Annotated in this window: 18 protein-coding genes; 15 read left to right on the top strand and 3 right to left on the bottom strand. The window is 63.4% G+C overall.

Annotated elements, in window-relative coordinates:
* Positions 1–37: 37 nt before the first annotated feature.
* The 5 genes from CSC74_RS14345 to CSC74_RS14325 all read left to right on the top strand — a co-directional run bounded on the left by CSC74_RS14345 (position 38) and on the right by CSC74_RS14325 (position 6,890).
* A complete protein-coding gene (locus CSC74_RS14345) occupies positions 38–1,282 on the top strand; it encodes a right-handed parallel beta-helix repeat-containing protein (protein ID WP_162315173.1) in 1,245 nt (414 codons plus the stop codon).
* 911 nt (positions 1,283–2,193) lie between these two features.
* Positions 2,194–3,477 carry an oligosaccharide flippase family protein gene (locus CSC74_RS14340; RefSeq protein WP_162315172.1) on the top strand — a complete coding sequence of 428 codons (1,284 nt, stop codon included), beginning with the start codon at positions 2,194–2,196 and terminating at the stop codon, positions 3,475–3,477.
* Between the two features lie 204 nt (positions 3,478–3,681).
* Positions 3,682–4,788 (top strand): hypothetical protein, encoded by a 1,107-nt coding sequence (locus CSC74_RS14335; RefSeq protein WP_162315171.1) that lies wholly within the window; start codon positions 3,682–3,684, stop codon positions 4,786–4,788.
* A gap of 79 nt (positions 4,789–4,867) precedes the next feature.
* Positions 4,868–6,115 (top strand): glycosyltransferase family 4 protein, encoded by a 1,248-nt coding sequence (locus CSC74_RS14330; RefSeq protein WP_162315170.1) that lies wholly within the window; start codon positions 4,868–4,870, stop codon positions 6,113–6,115.
* 46 nt (positions 6,116–6,161) lie between these two features.
* On the top strand, positions 6,162–6,890 hold the full coding sequence (locus tag CSC74_RS14325; RefSeq protein WP_162315169.1) for a YdcF family protein: 729 nt from the start codon (positions 6,162–6,164) through the stop codon (positions 6,888–6,890).
* A gap of 87 nt (positions 6,891–6,977) precedes the next feature.
* On the opposite strand, the gene CSC74_RS14320 is transcribed toward CSC74_RS14325, so the two are convergent.
* Positions 6,978–7,130 carry a hypothetical protein gene (locus CSC74_RS14320; RefSeq protein ID WP_162315168.1) on the bottom strand — a complete coding sequence of 51 codons (153 nt, stop codon included), beginning with the start codon at positions 7,128–7,130 and terminating at the stop codon, positions 6,978–6,980.
* A gap of 61 nt (positions 7,131–7,191) precedes the next feature.
* Between CSC74_RS14320 and CSC74_RS14315 the strand changes: the two genes are divergently transcribed.
* The gene (locus CSC74_RS14315; protein ID WP_211369654.1) at positions 7,192–8,211 is read left to right on the top strand and encodes a polysaccharide biosynthesis/export family protein; all 1,020 of its coding nucleotides are present in this window, start codon (positions 7,192–7,194) and stop codon (positions 8,209–8,211) included.
* 427 nt (positions 8,212–8,638) lie between these two features.
* Here CSC74_RS14315 and CSC74_RS14310 read toward each other — a convergent pair whose 3' ends face one another.
* Positions 8,639–9,364: a helix-turn-helix domain-containing protein gene (locus CSC74_RS14310; protein ID WP_162315167.1), complete on the bottom strand. Its 726-nt coding sequence runs from the start codon at positions 9,362–9,364 to the stop codon at positions 8,639–8,641.
* 251 nt (positions 9,365–9,615) lie between these two features.
* On the opposite strand from CSC74_RS14310, the gene CSC74_RS14305 reads away from it, so the two are divergent.
* The 9 genes from CSC74_RS14305 (at position 9,616) to CSC74_RS14265 (ending at position 23,224) form a co-directional block, all read left to right on the top strand.
* A complete protein-coding gene (locus CSC74_RS14305; protein WP_162315166.1) occupies positions 9,616–11,634 on the top strand; it encodes a serine hydrolase domain-containing protein in 2,019 nt (672 codons plus the stop codon).
* Positions 11,635–11,698: 64 nt separating this feature from the next.
* Positions 11,699–12,712: a dipeptide epimerase gene (locus tag CSC74_RS14300; protein WP_246193270.1), complete on the top strand. Its 1,014-nt coding sequence runs from the start codon at positions 11,699–11,701 to the stop codon at positions 12,710–12,712.
* A gap of 2 nt (positions 12,713–12,714) precedes the next feature.
* Positions 12,715–14,043 (top strand): peptide MFS transporter, encoded by a 1,329-nt coding sequence (locus tag CSC74_RS14295; RefSeq protein WP_162315231.1) that lies wholly within the window; start codon positions 12,715–12,717, stop codon positions 14,041–14,043.
* Positions 14,044–14,114: 71 nt separating this feature from the next.
* Positions 14,115–15,821, top strand: coding sequence for an N-acyl-D-amino-acid deacylase family protein (locus tag CSC74_RS14290; protein WP_162315165.1), 1,707 nt, complete (start codon positions 14,115–14,117; stop codon positions 15,819–15,821).
* 538 nt (positions 15,822–16,359) lie between these two features.
* Entirely contained in the window at positions 16,360–18,714 is a 2,355-nt protein-coding gene (locus CSC74_RS14285) for a TonB-dependent receptor (protein WP_162315164.1), read from the top strand.
* A gap of 95 nt (positions 18,715–18,809) precedes the next feature.
* The gene (locus tag CSC74_RS14280; RefSeq protein WP_162315163.1) at positions 18,810–19,853 is read left to right on the top strand and encodes an N-acetyltransferase DgcN family protein; all 1,044 of its coding nucleotides are present in this window, start codon (positions 18,810–18,812) and stop codon (positions 19,851–19,853) included.
* 127 nt (positions 19,854–19,980) lie between these two features.
* Positions 19,981–21,096: a YkvI family membrane protein gene (locus tag CSC74_RS14275; RefSeq protein ID WP_162315162.1), complete on the top strand. Its 1,116-nt coding sequence runs from the start codon at positions 19,981–19,983 to the stop codon at positions 21,094–21,096.
* A gap of 176 nt (positions 21,097–21,272) precedes the next feature.
* Positions 21,273–22,886: a serine hydrolase gene (locus CSC74_RS14270; RefSeq protein ID WP_162315161.1), complete on the top strand. Its 1,614-nt coding sequence runs from the start codon at positions 21,273–21,275 to the stop codon at positions 22,884–22,886.
* Between the two features lie 113 nt (positions 22,887–22,999).
* Positions 23,000–23,224: a hypervirulence associated TUDOR domain-containing protein gene (locus CSC74_RS14265; RefSeq protein ID WP_162315160.1), complete on the top strand. Its 225-nt coding sequence runs from the start codon at positions 23,000–23,002 to the stop codon at positions 23,222–23,224.
* Between the two features lie 6 nt (positions 23,225–23,230).
* Here CSC74_RS14265 and CSC74_RS14260 read toward each other — a convergent pair whose 3' ends face one another.
* Positions 23,231–23,659: a group III truncated hemoglobin gene (locus CSC74_RS14260; RefSeq protein ID WP_162315159.1), complete on the bottom strand. Its 429-nt coding sequence runs from the start codon at positions 23,657–23,659 to the stop codon at positions 23,231–23,233.
* Between the last annotated feature and the right edge of the window lie 58 nt (positions 23,660–23,717).

The following is a 23,717-nucleotide window of genomic DNA, read 5'->3' as shown; positions in this document are numbered from 1 at the left end:
ACGCATGCTATAGATTGCACCAAGCCGTAAAAGGGGCGTGAAAAATACGACGTCAGCGGCTACTCGATATATTCAGACCAGGACAGAAAATTCCATGAGAAAGAACGAACTTGCGCGTCTGGCGTGCGAGCCAGGGATGGCGCGGCGCGATTTCATCCGCAAATCATTTGCGATCGCACTACCAGCAACCCTGGCCGGATTCTCCGGTCCTGTCATGGCGGCGATCACCAGCCCGGGCGTGACTGCCTCCAATTACACGCTTCCTGTCCTGCAGCGCGGCAGCACGGTATTGAGCGTGAAGAACTATGGCGCTGTCGGCGATGGGGCACACGACGACACGGCTTCGATCCAGCGGGCGATCGATGCATTGCCTGCATCGGGCGGAACCATTACCGTGCCGGCCGGCACGTATCTCATCAACGCCCTGACTTCCATCAAGCTGCGCAGCTACATGCACCTGAAGTTGTCCGCGGACGCGAAGCTGGTCGCCAAGCCCAATAGTGCCGAAAGGTACAACATCGTGTACGTGAACAAGGTCCGGGATGTGGAGATTTCCGGCGGGCGGATCGTCGGCGAGAGGGATGGGCATGGTGGCAGCGCCGGCGAATGGGGACACGGCATCTATGTGCGTGGATCGAGCAACGTCACTGTCCGCGACATCCATATTTCAAAGTGCTGGGGAGATGGCCTGGTCATCGCCGGCGCAACCATGTGGCAGGCGGCTCCGATTCCGTCCTCGAACGTCCTCGTCGCCAATATCGTCAGCACCGGCAGCCGCCGCCAGGGTCTGTCGGTCGGCTTCGTCCGCGATGTGAAGGTATACGACTCGGAATTCAGCAACAGCAACGGCGCCACGCCCCAGTGCGGCATCGACATCGAGCCCGAGAACGGCAACACCGCCTACAAGGTGCTCTTCGAGAACTGCCTGGTCCGCGGCAACGCCAGGTACGGGATGCTGCTCTACAAGGGTTCCCAGGGCGTCACCGTGCGGCGCTGCACGGTGGAGAACAACGGCAGCTGCGGTATCGTCACCGCCAATGCGGTGGCGACCTATATCGCCCAGAACACGATCCGCAACAATTCGGCGACCGGCCTGTTCATCCAGGACGGGACGCGGAATTGCCAGGTCAGCTCGAATACCTCCTACGGCAATTACAACCGTCTGGGGGCGGTGTCCAGGACGCCGTTCCAGATGTCCGGCTGGAGTTCCAAGATCGAGCGGGACATGCTTATCCGCGGCAGCACTTCCGATATCAGGATTACCACGAACTACTACCGCTGAAGCGATGGTCGACGCCGCCCCGGCCATGCCGGGGCGGCTTTTTTATGCCTGAGTAAGTGGCCCCGGTGGATGCCGGCAGAAGATTCAGGATCCGGGGAGCGGCGTCCGATCCAGCCCATGTCCGGGAACCCGCCGACGAGAAACCCGATCACAAGAGGGTCGAGCAGAAGTTTCTTCCGATCGCATCCTGGACGGAGATTCCGGTCGTATATCCGATCTGTTTCGAGAGTCGTTTGTTCGTCGCGCGCTGGAAAACAGTCGTGTCATCGTTGGAGGCATTGCCACGAGCATCATGGTGACGCACGCGTACCAGGACGTGCCGCGCACCCTCGGAAGAATGATGGTTTGCACGCCGGGATCGGGACGTCCCACGATGGCATTCACACGGACCATCAGGCTCAAAGCGGGCAGGGCGTTCGCAGTCAGGGCCGGATGGCAAGAAAATGCCTTCTGCCACTGGGACTGTCCCCGCACTCGCTCGTAGGGATTTCTTTCGGAAACGTGTCAGCTTCGGGCGGCGCGAACAAACTTGCGCGCCTATACCTATTTTCGTGAAGCGGCATGGCAGGCTTCCACGAGCAGAAGAAAAGCATTGGGCAAAGTGAAAGCCACGTGATGCGCCGATGAACTCAAGCCAAAGCCATGATTACTGCATGCCATGACAAGAATGTAGGATACGGCCCCCGGTTGCCTGCGGACGAATCGATGGAAAAAAAGCAACCGGATTTCCCAGCGCGCACTGACACTAAGCAGCGGACATCAATGCTTGTTCAACTCGACAAACAGAAAACACGACTTCGGCCCGGCGCGCATCGTCATGGAGCCTGCCGTCGCCTGCTGTTCGCCGACCGGGCGAAGCGGGGCTGCGGGTGATAGCGCAAGTGGGCATTCCTGGGTGGCGTCGTGCGGCAATGACGGTGTCGATGCTGGGCGTGGCCACCGCCATCGGCGCGCTGATGGTTTTCCTTACCCAGGCGCTGCTCGCGCGCCAGATGGGGCCGGCGGAATACGGATTGTTCGCCTCGTCACTGGCCACGGTCACCATGCTCGCGCCACTCGCGGGTTTCGGGCTGACCCAGTTCCGTTTGAAGGTCTACGGGGTCGAAGGATGGGCGGCCAATCGCTGGCTGAAGCCGTCGATGCGCTTCACCGTGGTCACGACGCTGCTGGCGACGGCCATGGTGGTCGCCTGGGCCCTGGCGGCCGCGCCGCGCGATGGCACGCGCTTCAGCTTGCTGGTGCTCACGCCGGTGATCCTGAGCGTCCTCACCGTCAACCTGGTCAGCAGCAAGCTGCGGTTGGAAGACCGCTATACGCGGATGGCGTTGAACCAGATGGTGATACCGGGAAGCCGCCTTGCGGTGGCGCTCGGATTGCTGCTGGTGCCGCAGCTTACCGGCAGGTTCGTCGCGCTCAGCTACGGCGCCATTTCCCTGCTGGTCGCGTTGTCGGCGATACCGCAGATACGGACGATGTTCCGCGGGGAAATCGCGCTGAAGGGCCATGGCCCGAGGACCACAGCGGCGGCGACGTCCATCGCGACTCCCGGCGTCGCCGAAGTGTGGTCGCAGGCATGGGCCTATGGCGTATATGCGGCGCTGTATCCGGTTTTCTTCCAGATCAGCACGATCCTCATCAAGTACATCAGGGGCGATGCCCAGGCGGGCATGTATGCCATCGCGCTGGCGGTGATGACGGCGATCTATCTCATCCCCGCCACGATCTACCAGAAGTTCCTCCTGGGCAAGCTGCATCGCTGGGCCGCGCACGACAAGCCGAAATTCCGCTTGGTCTATCGCAAGGGGAATTTCGCCATGTTCGCGCTGGGACTGGCGATCAGCGCAGCCATGGTGTTGCTCGGTCCCTGGCTGATCCCGATGATATTCGGCGAACAGTATCGTCGCGTGGTCGCGATACTGATGGTGCTCGCGGTCTGCATCCCGATCCGTTTCCTTTCCACTGCGATGGGTTCGGCGCTGCTGACCGAAAACCACATGCGCTTCCGGGTCTATGCGATGGCGATGGCCACCTTCACCGCCATCGCCGGCAACGTCCTGCTGATTCCCATGTTCGATGAACTGGGTGCGGCCTGGGCCACCGTGGCCGCCGAAACGGTCCTGCTAGCGGGAACTTATTACGGCGTACGACGTTTCACCAGGATGCAACGCGATGACGACGATGGTGATTCGGGCTGAGGCGCGGATCCGCTCGCCATTGCGCCGGGCAGGATCAATGCGGTGGATATGCGGGACGGCCCTTGGTCCCGTGGCGACCGTTGCGTCGGTCCGTTCCTGTTGTAGTGAAGCTCGCGTCGGCAAGAGACCCTGTCCATGATCGCATCCACGAGTCGTCGATCGGCGTCTGCCGCATCCGCCAGCGCTCCGCTCACGAGCGCAGCCGTGCTGGCGATCTTCGTCGGCTGGACGCTTTTCTCGGTGTATGTCTACAGCCGCTACAGCCAGCTGGGTGATGCCGAGGCCTACCTCACGGAGGGCTACGACGAATATTCGCAAGGCCGGACCCTGCTTGTCGCCCAGATCGCCGGTGGTCTGCGGTCGGTGCTCGGCGCGGATCTGCTGGTGCACATGGCGTTCTCCCTGTTCGCTGCCAGCGGCGTGTGCTACCTGGTCGCACAGGGAAACATCCGCGGCCATTATCGATGGCCGTTGCTGGCCATTCTCCTCAATCCGAATTTCGGCGTTTGGGCCTCCGTGACCGGACGCGAATCAATCTTCGTGGGCTTGCTTGCGTTCTTCATGGGGACGGTGCTGGGCCACTATCGCCAGCGCCGGTTCGAGCATTTCCTTCTGGCGCTCCTGTGCGTGGCCGGAATGATCTATATCCGCGCACCGTTCGGCACCGGTGTCGCGCTGTTCTACCTGGTCTACCTGCTGTATGCGTGGGGACCGCGCCTGCACATGAGCATCGGCGTCCAGGCGTTGTTCGTCCTGTCGCTGGCGGCGCTGGTGTTGTCGTTCGCCTGGCCGTACCTGGACAGCTATATCAGCAACGAAGTCCTTCCGCTGGCGAGAAGCTATTTCACGGTGGCGTCGGCCACCACCCGCACCTGGGTCGACCTGCACACCACCAGGGATCTGCTGACCGGGCTATGGTGGATATTGCCGCTGTCGCTGATCGGACCAACGCCCGGTGAAGTGCTTGCACGGCCGATCACGCTGCCATTCTTCGTGGCCGGGCTGATCGTTTTCGGCCTGCTTGTCCATTCCGTGTATGTGGCGCTGTTCAAGATCCCGCGCGGGCCCGTTCGTGGCACGTTGCTGCTGGGTTGGCTGCCGGCCACGGTGGTGATACTGGTGTCGTACATGCCATTCGGAATCTATAACCCCGGAAGCGGCATACGCTATGCCTCCTGTTTCCTGCTGTTCCTGATTCTTCCTTCGCTGCTTTTATCCGTCGTTCCTGCCGTGGCGCGGCACAAGCGGCTCTTGCCTCGCGCTTCGGGCATGGGAGATGCAACGGATTCGCACAGGACGGCCATTCCATGATCGGCGTGTCGCACGCCGGCTCATTCGATCCGAGATTCCGTTCCGGAAACCCTGTAACTATGCTCGGGGAGCATGGACGATGAAGATCGCGCTGTTCGCCAATACCGATTGGTATCTGTACAACTTCAGGTTGTCGACGGCATTGCGGCTTCGATCGCTGGGCGCCGAGGTGGTGGTGGTATCGCCGCCAGGCGATTTCGGCGCGCGCTTCGCCGAGCACGGGATCCGCTGGCTGACCCTGCCGATGAACCGGAGCAGCCTCAACCCGCTGCGCGAGGCGCTGGTGCTGCAGGCGCTGACGCGGCTGCTGGCCTCCGAAAAGCCCGACCTGCTGCACAACTTCACCGCGAAATGCGCGGTCTATGGCGCCTTGGCCGCGCGCATGGCCAGGGTGCCGGCCACGGTCAATGCGGTGGCCGGCATGGGCTATGTATTCGCCAGCGACAGCATGAAGGCGCAGGCGCTCAGGCCGATCGTCACCGGATTGATGCGTCAGAGCCTGAGCCATGGGAACTCGCGGGTGATCCTGCAGAACCCGGAAGACGCCGAAATGTTCGCTGCGCTACGGCTGGCGCCGCGGTACAAGGTACGCCTGATACGCAGCTCGGGCGTCGATACCGCGCTTTTTTCCCCGACAGGAGATGAAGCGGATGCGTCGCAGCCGCTGCGGGTGCTGCTGGCGGCCCGCCTGCTGTGGGAGAAGGGAATACGCGAATTCGCAGAGGCGGCCGCCTTGCTTCGGCAGCAGGGCCGGCGGATCGAATTCTTGCTCGCCGGAACGCCGGATCCCGGCAATCCGGGTTCGGTGCCGCAAGCGGAAGTGGAACATTGGCAGCAGCAAGGCGTGCTGAAGTGGCTCGGCCATGTCGATCGGATGCCGGAGCTGCTGCGTACAGTCGACGTGATGGCGCTGCCCAGCTATTACCGTGAAGGCGTTCCGAAAAGCCTGATCGAGGGTGCGTCCAGTGGATTGGCGCTGGTCACCACCGATCTCCCCGGTTGCCGCGAAGTCGTTTCCGAACATGGCGTCGATGGCTTGCATGTGGAGCCACGCAGTGCGGAATCGCTGGCCAGTGCGTTGGCACGGCTGGATGACGACCGCCAGCTGTTGCGGCGGCTCGGAAGCCAGGCGCGCAGCCGCGCCCTGCAGCACTTCGATCATCGCGGCGTCATCCAGGAGACGATCGATGTCTACAACGAGCTGCTGGTGACGCCTTTGCCAGAGGATCCAACGGGATCGCTTGCGGATTCCATGGGAATGCGAACGTCGTTCGCTGCGGCCGGTGCGGTGCCGTCGCGCCTGCCGTCTGATGTTTCGATGGACTGACTTGCCTGTGCCCATGCTTTCTTCGTTGCAGGATCTCATCGTCTCATTGACTTACCCGCCCACGTTGTCGGTCTGGCTGCTGGTTTGCGGGGGGCTGTTCCTGCTGCTGCATCGGCGGAAACTGGCGCTTGCGATCATGTTTTTTGCGATTGCCTGGTCCGGGGTGTGGTCGATTCCACAAGCTTCGGATTGGCTGCGCGGCCATCTGGAATCCCGCTATCCCGTCGTGGCCGAAGCGACGCTGCCTGAAGCCGATGCCATCGTCGTGCTGGGTGGCGGTCACTACGGCTGGCTCGATCGCCCGGGAATCGGGCCCGAGCAACTGCAAAGCAGCCGTGTGGCGGCAGGCGCACGCGCGTGGCAGGCCAGGCGTGCGCCGCGGATCATTCTTTCCGGCGGCGGCACGCGGGCCGAAGACAGCGAGGCGCGCACGATGGCCTATGCGATCGGCAAGCTGGGCGTTCCGGCTTCCGCGGTGGTACTTGAAGAGCGCAGTCGCGACACGCGCGACAACGCGCGCTACACCGCCGCATTGCTCGGGCCCGACGGGACGCGGCGGGTATTGCTGGTCACCTCATCGTTGCACATGCCGCGCGCAAGCCTGGTTTTCCGCCAGGCCGGCATCGATGTCGTGCCGGTGCCGGTGCCGGAAACGATGCCGCGCGCCACTTGGCGAGAGCGCTGGTTTCCGTCGCGCGGCGCGCTATGGCGCAGTGGTCGCGCATGGAAGGAATACGCAGGCCTGCTGGCCGTGTATGCGCAGGAATGGATCTGAAGATTCAGTTTGACTTCGCGGTTGCGGAATATTCATTTCCATGTCCGTGAAGCCCGCATTTTTCACGCGCCTGATGCAATCGGGCCATTAGGCTGCTTCATGCTCGAAGGCATTGAGTTCCGCAACACCCGCATCGATGAAATATGAATCGGCACGCCCGCGGCAAAGCAAAGGCGGGAGAAAAGGCATCGCAACCGGTGCCGGTGCCATCAGCAAGAGGGCTCCAAAGGTGAAAAACATTACTCATTCCTGTGCCGTCGCGATCTTCGCGATCATGCTTGGCGGATGTGCCGGCCAGCACATGTCCACGCGTGGGTCGGGCAATACCGAATCGATCGGTGGCAGCGAGCCGCAGATGGTCGCGATCACGCCGGAACTGGTCGCGCCACAACGGACCGTCGTGCCGGTGCCGACCGAATTGACCAGCTATCGGCCCGATACCTACCACATCCAGCCGGGCGACACCCTTCTGGTCACCGTGTGGGATCACCCGGAACTGACCACGCCCGCCGGCAGCCAGCAGCAAGCGGTGGCCAATGGCCGTCTGGTGCAGGCGGATGGATCCTTCTACTACCCGTATGCCGGCAAGATGAAGGTATCCGGCATGAGCATCGAGGAGTTGCGCGGCACGCTTTCCAGCCGGCTGGCGAAATACCTGCGCGATCCGCAGTTGGATGTGAACGTGGTGGGCTACGGCAGCCGCGTCGCCTTGCAGGGCGCCTTCACCGATACCTCGCCGCAGGAAATCACCACGGTGCCCCTGACCCTGGCGCAGGCGATCGGCAAGGCCCGCATCGATGTCGAACAGGCCGATCTTTCGGGCCTGGTGCTCACGCGCGACCAGCGCAATTATCGGCTCGACCTGGACGCCTTGAATCGCGACGGCAGCGTCGCGCCCCCCATCTATCTGAAACCCGGCGACCACCTGTTCCTTCCGTTCAACGACCGCAAGGAGATCTATGTGATCGGCGAGGTGCTGCGGCCGCAGGCCATCACCTTCAAGACCACGGACATGAGCCTGACCCAGGCTCTGGGTCGCACTGGCGGCCTGAATCCGGTCACCGCCAAGGGCGCCGCGGTCTACGTCATACGCGGCATGGAAGACGTGCCACGGACACCGGCGCGGGTCTATCACCTCGATGCTTCGTCGCCCACGGCTTTTGCGCTGGGCGATCGGTTCCCGCTGCATGCGGGCGATGTGGTGTGGGTCGGGCCCGCTGGCGTAACACGCTGGAACCGCTTCCTGACCCAGTTGTTGCCACTGTCCGGGATCATCAGCAATGCGGCCGCGGCGCAATATGACATGGGACGCGGCAACTGATCGAAGACCGGTCTTGCCCTTGTGCCTTATTGCTGCTTTCCGGCCCTGGCGTCATCAGAGCGGCTTTGCCCCATGCAGGAAGTTTCATGCGCGGGAAGCTCACGCAAGCTCAAGTCTGCGATGTCGTGAGATGGAATTCAGGACCGGCCATGTCAGCGGTACCATCATCAAGATCCGGAACCGGGCCGGCTTTGAGTTGCCGGGGTTCAGTGGACACCTTGGCGGCTTGATGCGCTGCTTGGAACTCATTCGGACTGATGCCGCGGATTAGGCCGGCATTCCGCTCGGCTTCCTTTGCGTCCTGATCGCTCTGAGCATGTTCTGCTTAGAGCGCGGTAAAGGCTCCTGGGAACACGATCCCGATTGCGCGATAAAGTCGATGATCCGCTCTTGCTGAAAGCAATGCGGGGGCTCGCAAGAGGTCCGGTCAGCGAGTCTTGGGTGGCGTTTTCGCCGTCATTCGCCGGCTGCGCGCTACTGCCCTTGCCGATGGCGATTCCTCGGTCCGCGCGGATTTCTGCTGCGCAATCGTCTCTTCCCCGTGCAAGGTCATGAGCGATTCCATCAGCTGCTCGTCCGCGCTCGAACATACGCCAAGAAGCAACACCTCTTCGCAACCCTTGGCAGCGATATAGGCGTGGCCCATGTTGGAATCGATATAGACCGATTCGCCGGCCTCGAGCACGATCGGATCGTAGAATTCGGTGTGTATCTCGGCACGACCCTCCAGGATGTGGATGTATTCCTCGCCGGAGTGATGGACCAGGTCGCCGAACTCCTGGATGCTCTTCGCGCGCACCCGCGTGAGCACGGGGATCATGCGCTTGCGGCGCAGCTCGGGGCACAGGTAGTAATAGTCGTAGTTGGGCGTGGTGACGCGGATCGCGTCCTCGATACGGCCGATGCTGCGGCGGGCGGTTACCGCGGGCTCTGGCGTATCGTCCTGCTCGGCGAACAATTCGGACATGCGCAGCTGCAGGCGCTGGCTGAGCTGCAGCAGCTTGTCGTAGGTCAGGGTCAAGCGGTCATGTTCCACCTTGGAAAGCGTGGAGAGCGGGATGCCGGAATGCTGGCTCATCTGCTTCAGTGTCCAGCCCTTGCGTGCGCGAAGCGAGCGCAGCAGTCCGCCGATGGTGGGGTGTTGCGCTGTCATCCTTGCCTGATCTCCCGGGTTAATAGCGGCAACAGTGGATTGTCCTGAGCAGGATCATCATCGCCCCAGCAGGCGCTCTAGGGAAATAGCGACGGGATGTGGCGATACAAGAGGGAGAGGGATGGGTGACTTTTTGCATGTTGACAATTCTCTGATTAGGATCATTATCGCCGAATCAGGATAATGTTCACTCTCTGCCGCCGCCCCGGCATCTCCGGGCGGGCTTGCTCATCCAACCCGGAGACTATGCGATGCGCGTAATTCCGTTCACGTTGTGCGGCTGTCTGTTGGCCATCGGCCTGATCTCGACGCCAAAAGCGCAAGAGGCCGCATTGGTCCCGACTGCGGTTCCTCCCACTACGGTGCCGGCCGACCCCGCCGTCTCCCAATTGCCCAGGACCCCGTCGCCCGATGCCGCGCCCGAGCTGACCCGCGCCGACATCGAGGCCTGGCTGGACGGTTATCTGCCCTACGCACTGGACAACGGTGACATCGCCGGTGCGGTGGTCGTGGTGGTCAAGGATGGCCAGGTGCTGCTGCAGAAGGGCTATGGCTACTCGGATATCGAAAAGCGCGCCCCGGTCGACCCGGCGGCAACGCTGTTCCGTCCCGGTTCGGTGTCCAAGCTCTTTACCTGGACCGCGGTCATGCAATTGGTCGAGCAGGGCAAGCTGGACCTGGACGCGGACGTCAACCAGTACCTCGATTTCAAGATCCCCTCGCCCGACGGCAAGCCGATGACGCTGCGCCAGATCATGACCCATACCACCGGGCTGGAAGAGCAGATCCGCGGCCTGATCACCTCGCGCAAGGAGGAGATCGTGCCCCTGGGAGAGGCGCTGAAGCGCTGGGTGCCCGAGCGCATCCATGCCCCGGGCGCCACGCCGGCCTATTCCAACTATGCGACCGCACTGGCGGGCTACATCATCCAGCGCGTGTCCGGCGAACCCTTCGACGTTTATATCCAGCGCCATATCTTCCAGCCGCTGGGCATGGACCACTCCAGCTTCAGCCAACCGCTGCAGCCCGCATTGCTGGCCAAGATGTCCAAGGGCTATGACAAGGCTTCGGATGGCAAGGCGAAAGATTACGAATTCATCAGCCTGGCGCCTGCCGGCAGCCTCGCATCCACGGGCGCGGACATGGGTCGCTTCATGCTCGCGCACCTGCAGGATGGCGCTTATGGCGATGCGCGCATCCTCGGCGCCGCGACCGCGGAGAAGATGCATACCACCGGCCAGGCTTCGGTCGGCCCATTGAACCGGATGATGCTTGGCTTCTATGAAACCAGCGTCAACGGCCACCGGGCGATCGCGCATGGCGGCGACACCACGTTGTTCCACAGCGACCTCGAGCTGTTCCTCGACGACGGCATCGGCATTTTCGTTTCCATGAACAGCAATGGTCGCGATGGCGCGACCGGCGTGATCCGCGGCGCCCTGGTCCGCGGCTTTGCCGATCGCTACCTGCCCGGTCCGAAAGGGCGCGCACCCGCGCTCGACGCGGCCCAGGCCAAACTGCACGCGCAACAGATGGCGGGCCATTACGACAGCAGCCGCCGTCCGCAGAGCAACCTGCTGTCGCTGGTGAACATGCTGGGCCAGGTCAAGGTGGCAGCGAACGAGGACGGCACCATCAGTGTGCCGATGGCGACGGGCGCCAATGGCGTGCCGAAGAAGTGGCGGGAGATTTCGCCCTACCTGTGGCAGGACGTGGCCGGCAGCGACCGCCTGGCCGCCGACGTCGTCGATGGCAAGGTCACCCGTTTCACCATGGAGCCTTACGCGCCGATCATGGTGTTCGAACGGCTCTCGACCTGGCGCTCGCTTGCGCTGCCGCTGCTGGCGGCCAGTCTGGCCGTGCTGTTGTTGACCGTGCTCGCATGGCCCGTGTCGGCGCTGGTTCGCCGCCACTATCGCGCGCCCTATGCCTTGTCTGGAGCCGATGCGCGCGCGCATCGCCTGGTGAGACTCGCGGCATTGGCCGTACTGCTTTCGGTCGGCGGGACGTTGGGGTTCGTGGTCGCGATGCTCGGCGATCTCGAGATGACCGGGGCCGGCTCTGACAAGTGGATCAACCTGCTGCGGTTGTTCGCAACGGTGGTGTTGCCTGTCGGCGCGGCGATTTCCGTCTGGAATGCCTGGCAGGTGCTGCGCAGTCGCCGCCGCTGGCTGGCCAAGCTGTGGGCCGTGCTGCTGGCGCTGTCGTGCCTGTTCCTTCTCTGGATCGGTTTCGCCAACCACTTGATCGGTTACGGCGCGTATTACTGAGTGATACGGCCGGCAGGCTCTCGCTGTCGGCCGCTTTTTCTGAATCTCGCCCATAGAGGTGCGCGTGGCCGCCAACGTGTCCGTCGAACTCGAACTGCATAACGAACCGCTGCCGATGTCGGCCCCGTTCCGCATCGCCGGCCATGTGTTCGAAGCGATGCCCGCCACCGTGGTGACGCTTCGCGATGGCATGCATGTCGGACGCGGGGAAGCGGCGGGCGTGTATTACAACAATGATCATCCCGAGACGATGATCGCCACGCTCGAGGCACTGAGGCCACGCATAGAAGCAGGGCTGGATCGGGATACCCTGCGTACGCTGTTGCCGGCAGGCGGCGCGCGCAACGCGCTCGATTGCGCCTTGTGGGAACTGGAATCGCAGCGCAGCGGCGTTCCGGTCTGGAAACTGGCGGGGTTGGAGAAGGCGAACAAGCTGCTGACTACCTTCACCGTAGGCGCCGACGAGCCCTCGGTGATGGCGGACCGGGCGGCTGCCTATTCGCAGGCCCGCGCGTTGAAGTTGAAGCTGACCGGCGATCCGGAGCTCGACGCCGCGCGGGTGCGCGCGGTGCGCGCACGTTGCCCGCAGCCGTGGATCGGTGTCGATGCCAACCAGGGTTACATGGCAGCTACTTTGCCGTTGCTACTGCCGGCATTGGTCGAATCGAAGGTCTCGCTGCTCGAACAGCCGTGCGTGCGGGGCCAGGAAGGCGACCTGGATGGCATCGAACGCGCGCTGCCGTTCGCGGCGGACGAAAGCATCCTCGACCTTGCCGAGCTCGAAGCGCTGCATCACCGGTTCGATGTCATCAATATCAAGCTCGACAAGTGCGGCGGCCTTACCGAGGGCCTGCTCATGGCCAGGCGCGCGCGCGAACTTGGCAAACAGGTCATGGTCGGCAACATGTGCGGCACCAGCCTGGCCGCGGCGCCAGCATTCGTACTGGGGCAGTTCTGCGATGTGGTCGATCTGGATGGACCGATCTTCCTGAAGCAGGACCGCACGCCCTCGGTCCACTACGAGGATGGCTACATCTCCTGCGGCGACGAAGTCTGGGGCCCGAAGGCCGCCGCGTGAGCATGGCGATGGAGAAGACGTGGTTCGGACAGCCGCGCGGGCTCACGATCCTGTTCCTGACCAACATGTGGGAGCTGTTCTCCTACTACGGCATGCGCACGCTGCTGGTCTACTACATGACCAAGGAGCTGCTGTTCGCACAGGAGAAATCCTCCTTCATCTACGGCACGTACACGGCGATGGCGTATTTCACGCCGATCCTGGGCGGCGCCATCGCCGATCGCTGGCTGGGCAAGCGCAACGCGGTGATCATCGGCGGCAGCGTGATGGCGCTGGGCCATTTCATGATGGCGTTCGAGCCCATGTTCTATCTCGCGCTGGCGACCATCGCACTGGGCAACGGCCTGTTCCTGCCCAGTCTTCCCAGCCAGATCAACGATCTGTACCGCGCCGACGATCCGCGCCGCGGGCGGGCCTACAACGTCTACTACGTCGGCCTGAACATCGGCGGCTTCATGGCGCCGCTGGTCTGCGGAACCCTGGGCGAACTCTATGGCTGGCATTACGGTTTCGGCGCCGCCGGCATCGGCATGTTCATCGGCCTGATCATCTATGTGCTCGGCCGCGACTATCTGCCGCCGGAGATCCGTACGCGCGTGGCGCGCGCGCCCCCGACAGCAGGCGAGCGCGGCGACCAGAGACGGGTCTGGTGGTTGCTGCTGGGCGTGGGCCTCGCGGCGACCATCTTCCGCGGCGCTTACGAACAGATCGGCAACACCTTGCCGCTGTGGACCGACATGGGCGTGGACCGGACCTGGGGTAGCGTGGTGATCCCGATGACCTGGTTCCAGGCCCTCAATCCGCTGCTGGTGATCAGCATGACGCCGCTGTTGCTGTTGCACTGGCGTCGTCGCGCCGATGCCGGCCGCGAGACTTCACCGGCGCGGAAGATGGCCATCGGCGCGGTGATCGTTGCGCTGGCCTACCTGCTGCTGGCGACACTGGACGGTTTTGCCGGTGGCGAGCGCGTGGCTTGGTCGTGGTTGCTTCTGTTCTTCGCGATCCTCACGCTGGGCGAACTGTACATCCTGCCGACCGGCCTGGGCCTGTTCGCGCGCCTGGCGCCGCCGCGTCTGGGCGCCACCACCGTTGCCGCGTGGTTCCTGGCGATCTTCAGCGGCAGCCTGCTGGCCGGTGCGGTCGGCGCATTGTGGTCGCGGACCAGTCACGCCGGGTTCTTCGTCCTGTTGTCGGGACTGGCGCTGGTGGCCGCCTGCGTCCTATGGATGCTGGATCGTCCCATCCGCAATCTGGAATCGGCCCGTCGTAATCTGCCAGCGGAAAAAAACGCGTCCGCGGATGCGGGCGGGACGCTGGAAAAAAATCCGTAGTTGAAGCTTGTCGATCACGGTGTCTTGCCGTGATGCTTTCCGTCGTTGCGATATCCATGAGGAGCATACCGATGTATCGACTGAGCATTTCCCTATTGGCGTTGGCGCTTGCCGGCTGTTCTTCCGCGCCCGGTCCGAAGACCGCAAGCGAACCGTACGACCTGCTGATACGCAACGGTGTGGTCTACGACGGCAGTGGCTCTGCGGCGCAACAGGTCGATGTGGCCGTGCGCGGCGATCGCATCGCCGCACTGCTGCCGGTGGGTAGCCGAGTCGTGGCCACCCGCACCGTCGATGCGCATGGGCAAGCCGTCGCCCCGGGTTTCATCAACATGCTGAGCTGGGCCGTCGAGTCGCTGATCGTCGATGGCCGCGGAATGAGCGATACCAAGCAGGGCGTGACCCTGGAGGTCTTCGGCGAAGGCTGGTCGATGGGGCCGTACAACGAAAAGATGAAAGCCGATGCGCTGAAGCAGCAGGGCGATATCCGTTATCCGATCGAATGGACCACGCTGGGCGAATACCTGGACTATCTGCAGGAGCGCGGCGTCACCCCGAACGTCGCCTCGTTCGTCGGCGCCACCACCGTGCGGATCCACGAATTGGGCGAAGCCGACGTCAAGCCCGATGCCGCGCAACTGGCGCGCATGCAGGATCTGGTGCGGCAGGCGATGGGCGAAGGCGCGCTGGGCGTGGGCGGCTCCCTGATCTATCCGCCGGCTGCGTTCGCCGACGGCAACGAGCTGACCGCACTTGCGCAAGCCGCCGCAGAAACCGGTGGCGGCTATATCGCGCACATGCGCAGCGAAGCGGACCGATTCCTGGAAGCGCTGGATGAAACCATCGCCATCGCCCGCGCCACCGGACAGCGCGCCGAGGCCTACCATCTCAAGGCCGCCGGCGAGAAGAACTGGCCGAAGATGGCCCAGGCCATCGCGAAAATAGACGGGGCCAGAGAGCAGGGGGCTTTGGTCAGCGCCAATATGTACGCCTACACCGCCGGCGCCACCGGCTTGACCGCGGGCTTGCCGCCCTGGGTGCAGGCCGATGGCCACGATGCAATGGTCGCCCGGCTCAAGGATCCGGCCATCCGCGAGCGCGTGATCGCGGAGATGAAGGATCCCGATGTGGACTGGGAAAACATCCGCATGCTCTCCGGGTCGGACGATCGCGTGCTGTTGATCGAGTTCAAGAACGAGAAGTTGAAGCCGTTGCTCGGGAAGTCGCTGGCGGAAGTGGCCAGGGCGCGCGGGAAATCCGGCGAGGAAACACTGATCGATCTGGTCATCGAGGACGATTCGCGCGTGGGCGCCGCGTTCTTCATGATGAGCGAGGAGAACGTCGAGCTGGGCCTGAAGCAGCCGTGGACGAGCTTGGGATCGGATGCCGAATCGTCGGCGCCCGAAGGCGTATTCCTCAAATCCAGTACCCATCCCCGCGCCTACGGCAACGTCGCACGCTTTCTCGGCCATTACGTGCGCGACCGCAAGCTCATGCCGTTGGAAGAGGGCATCCATCGCCTGACCGGATTGCCTGCGCAAAACTGGAAGCTCAAGGATCGCGGTTGCCTCAGGCCCGGCTGTTTTGCCGACATCGTGATATTCGATCCGGCCACCATTTCCGACCACTCCACCTACGACAAGCCGCAGCAATACGCGACCGGAGTGGAGGAAGTCTTCGTCAATGGCGTGCAAGTGCTGCGCGATGGAGAACACACAGGAGCGAAGCCCGGGCGCGTGGTGCGCGGCCCCGGCTGGCGCGGGCAAGGACAGCACTAGGGCAGGTCCGAACAATCCCGGGAAGTAGGCGCGAGTCCTGGAATGCCGTTCGTGTCGAGTCCCGGATCAAAGCCTGCCCCGTACTTGGTATGGGGTCCGGGGCGGGCTCTGTCGAACCACCTGGAGGGATCGGCAATCTCGCGGTTGCCGCAGGAGTTCCAGCCGTCCACTGGGTGCGAGAGGGAATTATCCAGAGCATTTCCTCGACGCGGATCAGAGCGGAAGCCACGGATAAGGCAAACGCTTTATCTGTCTCTCGCTGTATCTGTCTTTTCCACTTTGATCCGTGTCTAAAGGTCCCTGCCTTTTCCTGCTTTGTGCAAGGGACGCAAAAGAGGGAATTATTCAGAGCTCCCTAACTGGACCATCCGCGATCAAGCGGCTTCAGCGGATTCTTCCGGGTTTTTCTATCCGTATTGACAATTCTCCAATTAGGATCATTATCCCCAATCAGGATGCCGGTGCGTGTCGCCGTTGGCGTACGCAGCCCGGACCGATCATCGATACAACCCATTCGTCGTCCCGGGGAGAGCAAGAGATGAACGCGTTCCAGCCCAATCGCCCGTGGTATCGCTCACCGTTGTCCATTGCCATCGCCAGTACCTTGGCCTGTGTGGTCGCCGCGCCTGTCATGGCGCAGGAAAGTCCCGGGCCCCAGGCGCCGACAGAATCCGCATCGGCCGAACGTGCGACAACGCTCGACAAAGTCGTGGTCACCGCCAACAAGCGCGTCGAGAACATCCGGGATGTCGCTGCGTCGATCAGCGTCATTGGCGAACGCCAACTTGAAAACATCGGGGCGAGCTCGCTGGCCGATTACGCGGCGCTGATCCCCGGTCTGCAGGTCCAGGACAGCGGCAGCCCCGGGCAGACCTCGGTTTCATTGCGTGGCATCGCGGCACTGTCCTCCGGTGCTTCGGTCGCGACCTACATCGACGAAGTGCCGGTAGGGTCGAGCGGCATCTATCAGGGCGCGAACACCTTGATGCTGGATGTGCTGCCCTACGACATCAGCCGGGTGGAAGTGCTGCGTGGCCCGCAAGGTACGCTCTACGGCGCAGGCGCCATCGGCGGGCTGCTCAAATACGTGACGCGCGCGCCCGATGTCAGCGGCGATGAATTCCGCCTCGGCTTCGGCCTGCGCACGGTGGAAGACGGCGGCCAGGACTTGAACGTCCGCTTCGGTGCGAGCGTGCCCTTGAAAGAGGACCGGCTTGGCCTGCGCATGAGCTTCGCGCGCAATGGGTTGCCGGGTTACACCGACAACATCATCGACGGTCGCAAGGACATCAATGACGGCGAGCAAGTAGGTGCGCGCGCGGCATTGTTCTGGGATGGCGACGCATTCGACCTGAACCTGTCGGTGCTGGACCAGCGCATCAATGCCGATGATCGCGGCGGCACCGCGCTGGACCCCGAGACCCTCAAGCCGCTTTTCGGCGATCTGGTGGACAGGACCTGGCAACGCCAGCCCTTTTCCAAGGACCTGACACTGACCTCGTTGAGCCTGGATTGGGACCTGGGATGGGCCAACCTGGTTTCCGCCACCGGCTGGTCGCAGACCAAGACAACGACCCAGATGGATTCGACCATCCAGTTCGGGGAGGTCGCCAACCTGTTGCTCGAACTGCCGGATCCCGGCAGTTCCTTCCTGCGATACGACTTCGACCTGGACAAGGTGACCCAGGAGTTCCGCCTGAGTTCCAAGAGCGGCGGACCGTTCGAGTGGCTGGTGGGCGTGTTCTACACCAAGGAGGATGCGCTGCAGAGCCAGTTCGTATGGCTGGGCCAGCTGGACGGTTCGCCGCTGCCCGCGCCTTACGACAGCATGTTTTCGACGCTCGCGAATCTCGAACTGCCCAGCACCTACAAGGAGCTTGCGGTCTTCGCCAATGCATCGTGGCGCATCGGCGAGCGCTTCAAGATCGATGCCGGCGTGCGCCAGGCGCGCAACGAGCAATGGTTCAGCCAGAACGTGAGCGAGGGCATCCTGGTGCCGCTCGGCGATGCTCCGGGCGAGTCCAGTGAAGACGTCTTTACCTGGAGCCTGAGCCCGCAGTTCAAGCTGGGCGACGACTCCATGGTCTATGCGCGCATCGCGACCGGCTACCAACCCGGTGGGCCGAACGTGGCGCTTGAGGGCATGCCTCCCAAGGTGGATTCCTCGATGCTCACCAGCTACGAGCTTGGGCTCAAGTCGCAGTTCGCCGACCAGCGCGTGCAGTTGGACCTGGCCGCATTCCGCATCGACTGGGATGACATCCAGGTAGCCTCTTCCTTCAACGGCGTCGGTGGCCTGGTCAATGGCGGCGAGGCGACCAGCGAAGGCGCCGAATTGTCCGCCCTGTTCCGCGCCACCGACGAGTGGACGGTTGGCTTCAACGTTGCGTACACCAGGGCCAGCATCAAGAACGACTTCGAGCCGACGGTGATTCCGCAAGGGCCTTTCGACGTCATCCTCTATACCGGGCTTGCCGGAGACCGCATGCCTTACGTGCCCAAGTTGTCCTGGGCGCTGACTACCGAATATGCCTTCACGACGCAGGGTGGGTTCAACGGCCAGGTGGGCGCCGCACTGCGCGGCATGGGTTCGCGGCTCAACGATACGACCGAACTCCAACGCATCACGGCTCCCGGAGATCCATCGACCTTGCTGGCGGAAGACCAGATAACGCCGCCCCTCGAACTCGACAGCTATCGCGCTCTGGATCTGTACGCAGGCATCGGCAAGGGCGGTTGGGAACTGCGCGTCTATGCCAACAACATCACCAACGAAGGCGCCTGGTCCTCACTCGCTCCCTTGAATGGCGCATTGAGCGGCACTCCCGTGCAAGTGGTGGGGGTGCCTATCCGGCCGCGCACTTTCGGTATCGAGTTCGACTACCGGTTCTAGTCGCGATATCGCGCGACTAGCCGAAGTTCCCTTGCATCCGCCACTGCACAGCAGTGGCCCGATGCCCCACGATCTTGCCAGGTGAAGAACACCGCATGCTGCAGACCCGCTTGCCAACCCCACAGGCATTGAAGGCGTTGCCGGGACCCTATCTGTTGTTCCTGGGCGACATCACCGAGCCCGGCTACGCCAAGACCGCTTTCGGATTGCGCGACTGGGCGCCCGGGCATTGCACCGGGGAGTTCGGCTGCGAAGGTGGAACCGTCACCGCCGGACTGCCGCGGATGACGCCTGCCGAGGCCGCCGCGCAAGGCGCGCGCTCGATGGTCATCGGTGTGGCCAACGCCGGTGGCGTCATTCCGGACGCATGGGTGGGTCCGATACTGCAGGCGATGGAAGCCGGTCTGGACATCATCAGCGGCATGCATGTGCGCATGGGTGAGATCGAGCGCCTGCGTGATGCGGCGAGCCTCCTGGGACGCAGGCTTATCGATGTGCGCGAGCCACCGCGCGGGATCCAGGTCGCAACCGGCCGGCCTCGCAGCGGCAAACGGCTGTTGACCTTGGGTACCGACTGCGCGCTGGGCAAGAAATACACCGCCCTGGCGCTCACCAAGGCTTTCACGCAACGCGGCGTCGATGCGGATTTCCGCGCCAGCGGGCAGACCGGCATCCTGATCGCCGGCAGCGGCATACCGATGGATGCGGTGGTCTCGGATTTCGCCGCCGGCGCAGCGGAAATGCTTTCGCCCGATGCCGCCGCAGACCATTGGGACGTGATCGAAGGGCAGGGCTCGTTGTTCCATCCGGCCTATGCCGCCGTGTCGCTGGCACTGCTGCATGGAAGCCAGCCCGATATCGTGGTGATTTGCCATCAGCCTGGTCGCGAACGGGTGCTCGGCCATCCGCACTTCGCGTTGCCCAGCATCGAGGAGACCATCGCCCTGGCATTGCAGCTTGGGCGACGCACCCAGCCGGCCATCCGCTGCGCAGGCGTCAGTCTCAATACCTCGCACATGGACGAGGCGGATGCGTTGCGCCTGCTCGCGACCGAAAGCGAACGCCTGGGCTGTGCGGTCGCCGACCCGATGCGCGGCGGTGCTGCTTTCGAGCGACTTGTGGAAGACTGCCTGGCATGAGGTTTGCGCACGACCACGGAACGACCACGCAACGAAGCCCTTCGACAGGCTTCGGGACGGGCTTGTGGTGCAGTACGCCGGACGGGGCAAGACCGGGCCGCAACATCGTCATTGCCGCGAGCGCGCAATGAGCGCGGCCTCCACCTGGTTCCAGCGCTACCTGCTGCCCGGCTTCGTGTTCCAGGCGGCGGTGATAGCGGGCGGTTACGCCACCGGGCGCGAACTCGTGGAGTTCTTCCTGCCGGCAGGCCCGTGGGGCGGCCTGCTGGGCATGGCGGTCAGCATGCTGGTGTGGAGCGCGGTGCTGATGGTCAGTTTCGAACTGGCCCGGGTCGCGCGCGCCTACGACTACCGTTCGTTCTTCAAGCTGCTGCTCGGCCGCGGTTGGTTCCTGTTCGAAATCGGCTACTTCGCGCTGATGATCATCATCCTGGCGGTGATGGGCGCGGCTGCCGGCGAGATCGCGCACAGCCTGTTCGGCCTGCCGAAGCTGGCCGGTTCGCTGGGCATGATCGCCGCCACCGGCGCGATGCTGTTCTTCAACAGTGCGGTGATCGAGAAATTCCTGACCGTGTCGGTGGGTTATCTGTATCTGGTCTATTTCGTGTTCCTGGTCTGGAGCGTGATCGCGTTCGGCGATCGCATCGAAGCCAACTTCGCGTCGGTTCCGCTCGCCGACGGTTGGCTCGCCGCTGGCGTCACCTACGCCGGATACAACGTCGCCACCATTCCCGCGGTGCTGTTCTGCATCCGTCATCTGGGTAGTCGTCGCGAGACCCTGGTCGCCGGAGCGCTCGCCGGTCCGCTCGGCATGCTGCCGGGCGTGGTGTTCTACATCGCGATGATGGGCTACTACCACGAGATCGGCGCCGAAGCCTTGCCTTCGGCCTTCCTGCTGGCCAAGCTGCAGGCGCCGTGGTTCGAGTGGGCGTTCCAGATCGCGGTGCTGCTGACCCTGGTGGATACGGGCGTGGCGCTGTTGCATGCGATCAACGAACGGGTGGCGAAATCCTACGAGGAGCGTCAACGCCCCATGCCGCAAGCACTGCGTCCGGCGCTCGCGGTCGGCGTGATGCTGCTCGCTGTGTACGCCGCGACCGCCGTCGGCCTGGTCGAGCTGATCGCCAAGGGTTACGGCACGCTGACCTGGCTGTTCCTGGCGGTGTACGTGCTGCCGCTGATGAGCTGGGGAATCTGGCTGCTATGGCGCCGTCCGCAGCGCATTGCAGCTGAATTTCGCTAGCGCGAGGTCCGAATAAGTTCCAGATCGTCATTCCAGCGAACGCTGGAACCCATTTGACCTTGCCATGAGTGGATCAAGATCCAAGTGGGCCCCGGCTTGACCAGCTTCGCTGTTAAAAGCCGCTGGGGTGACGGTTTGTTCAGACGCTTCCTGGAAAACGTGTTCCGGAGATTCCGATGCTTTCAACTTCTAAAATTCTGCATGCCGTCGCGATCACGACGGGTTTGTTACTCGCCAGCATCGCTTCGGCCGCACCGCCCGCCGGTTTCGATGCCCGCGTGGAAAAGGCGCTGAAGGAGCACGACGTGCCGGGCATGGCGATCGCGATCGTCGAGAACGGCCGGATCGTGCAGGCCAAAGGCTACGGCGTGCGCCGGCTCGGGGCGCCCGAAGCGGTCGACGCGGACACGATCTTCCCCACCGGTTCCACCGGCAAGGCCTTCACTGCCGCCGCGCTGGCGATCCTGGTGGATGAAGGCAAGCTCGGCTGGGACGACAAGGTCATCGACCACCTTCCCGATTTCCGCATGTACGACCCCTGGGTCACGCGCGAGATGACCGTGCTCGACCTGCTGGTCCATCGCAGCGGATTGGGCCTGGGCGCGGGCGACCTGCTTTTCATCCCGCGTAGTTCGCGTAGCCGCAGCGACATCGTTCGCGCATTGCGCGACCTGAAGCCGGCAACCAGCTTCCGCAGCAACTATGCCTACGACAACATCCTGTACATCGTCGCCGGTGAAGTGATCGCCGCCGCCAGCGGGCAGGACTGGGAAAGCTTCATTCGCGAGCGCCTGTTCGAGCCGGCGGGCATGACCAGTTCGGTCAGCGACGAGAAGGACCGCTTCGCCAACCCGAACCGGGCGCAGCCGCACGCACGGCTCGATCCGCGCTTGCGCGGCTTGGGCCCGCAGCAGGTGTTGCCCGAGCGCGAAGGCCTGGGCCAGGTGGGCGCACCCGCAGGTGGCCTGTCCTCGAGCGCCAACGATCTGGCCCACTGGTTGCAAGTGCAACTGGCGCAGGGCGCGCTGCCAGACAGCGATGGCAAGCGCCTTTACAGCGAGGCTTCCGCACAGGCGATGTGGACCCCGCAGGTGCCGGTGCCGATCAATGCCTACCCGGCGCCGATCACCGACATAACGCCGCAATTCTCCAGCTACGCGCTGGGCTGGAATGTGCAGGACTACCGTGGCGTCAAGGTAGTGCAGCATGGCGGCGCGGTATTCGGAGTCCTGACTTTCATCGTGATGGTGCCGGAGCGGAACCTCGGCATCTCGTTGCAGATCAATTCCGAAGATGTCGGGGTGATGCGCGGCCTGGGCTACGAGCTGCTCGACCACTACCTGGGCTTCGAACCGCGCGACTGGGTGGCGGCCTTCGACAGCTGGTATCAGCAACGCCTCGACGGTGGTCTGGCTGCGCTGCAGTCCGCCGGCAAGGGCGCCCGCAAGGCGTCGCGTCCCTCGCTGCCGGCCACCGGCTACGCGGGCCGCTATGCCGATGCCTGGTATGGACCCATCGAGATCACCGAGCGTTCGGGTAAATTGCGCATCGACTTCCAGCGGACCCCGAACATGGCGGGAACGCTCAGTCACTGGCAGTACGACACGTTCCGCACGGAATGGGACGATAGTTCGATCGAACCCGCCTATGCCACCTTCGCCCTGGATGCGGAAGGCAAGGTCGCGCGCATGACGATGAAGCCGGTTTCACCGCTTGCCGATTTCAGCTACGACTACCAGGACCTGCTGTTCACCCCGCGGCACGAAGAACAGGACGAAGCGCACCAGTGAACGAACTCCGCGGATTCTTTCCTGGACGGTTGCCTTGACCGTGCATTGACGGAGGGAATGCCATTCTCCGTGCCGGTGGCGTGACTCCATCGCTGCTTCCCCAGGAGATTTCCATGCCCAGCGAATTCAAGGTCGGCGACCATGTCGGATGGAATTCGGAAGCCGGCCACGTGAGCGGCACCATCATCAAGGTCCACGTGCGCGACTTCGACTACAAGGGCCACATGCACCGGGCCAGCGCGGAGGATCCGCAGTACGAGATAAAGAGCGACAAGACCGATCATGTCGCCGCCCATCGCGGCGCGGTGTTGAAGAAGATCGCGCGGCGCGCGACCTGACCGCGATCAGCGCGGGGCCGGCGCCGGGATCGTCGGCAGAGAAACGTGGTTGTGCAACCGGTAGCGCTGCCAGAAGGTCTCGGCGATGCGTTCCGCCATGTCGTCGGCCTGGGCCTGCATGGCCGGGTTGCCCAGGGTCGCGGTGACCTGGTGGAACAAGCGCAGCCATTGCCGGAAAAGTTCCTGCGACAGTCCGGGCAGGACAAGGTGTTTCGACATCGGCGCGCCGCGGAAGCGGCGGGTGCCGCGCAGCATCGCCGACCAGAAATCGACCAGCAGGTCCAGGTGAACGGGCCAGTCGGCGACGTGCCCGGCGAAGATCGGCCCCAGCAGGGGATCGATGCGGACTTGCGCATAGAACTCATGCACGAGCCGGGTGACTTCGGCTTCGGTGCAGAGATCGGGGCCGGGCAGGGGAGGAGAAGAGAGGTTCACGATGATGGGGGTGATTATCCACCAGATTCGCGCTTGCGCGAAGAACCGGAAGGCGCTT

This window comes from Pseudoxanthomonas yeongjuensis, from assembly GCF_010093345.1.
In the GTDB taxonomy this organism is placed as follows: Bacteria; Pseudomonadota; Gammaproteobacteria; order Xanthomonadales; family Xanthomonadaceae; genus Pseudoxanthomonas_A; species Pseudoxanthomonas_A yeongjuensis.
This window is presented reverse-complemented; position numbering and strand designations above follow the sequence as displayed.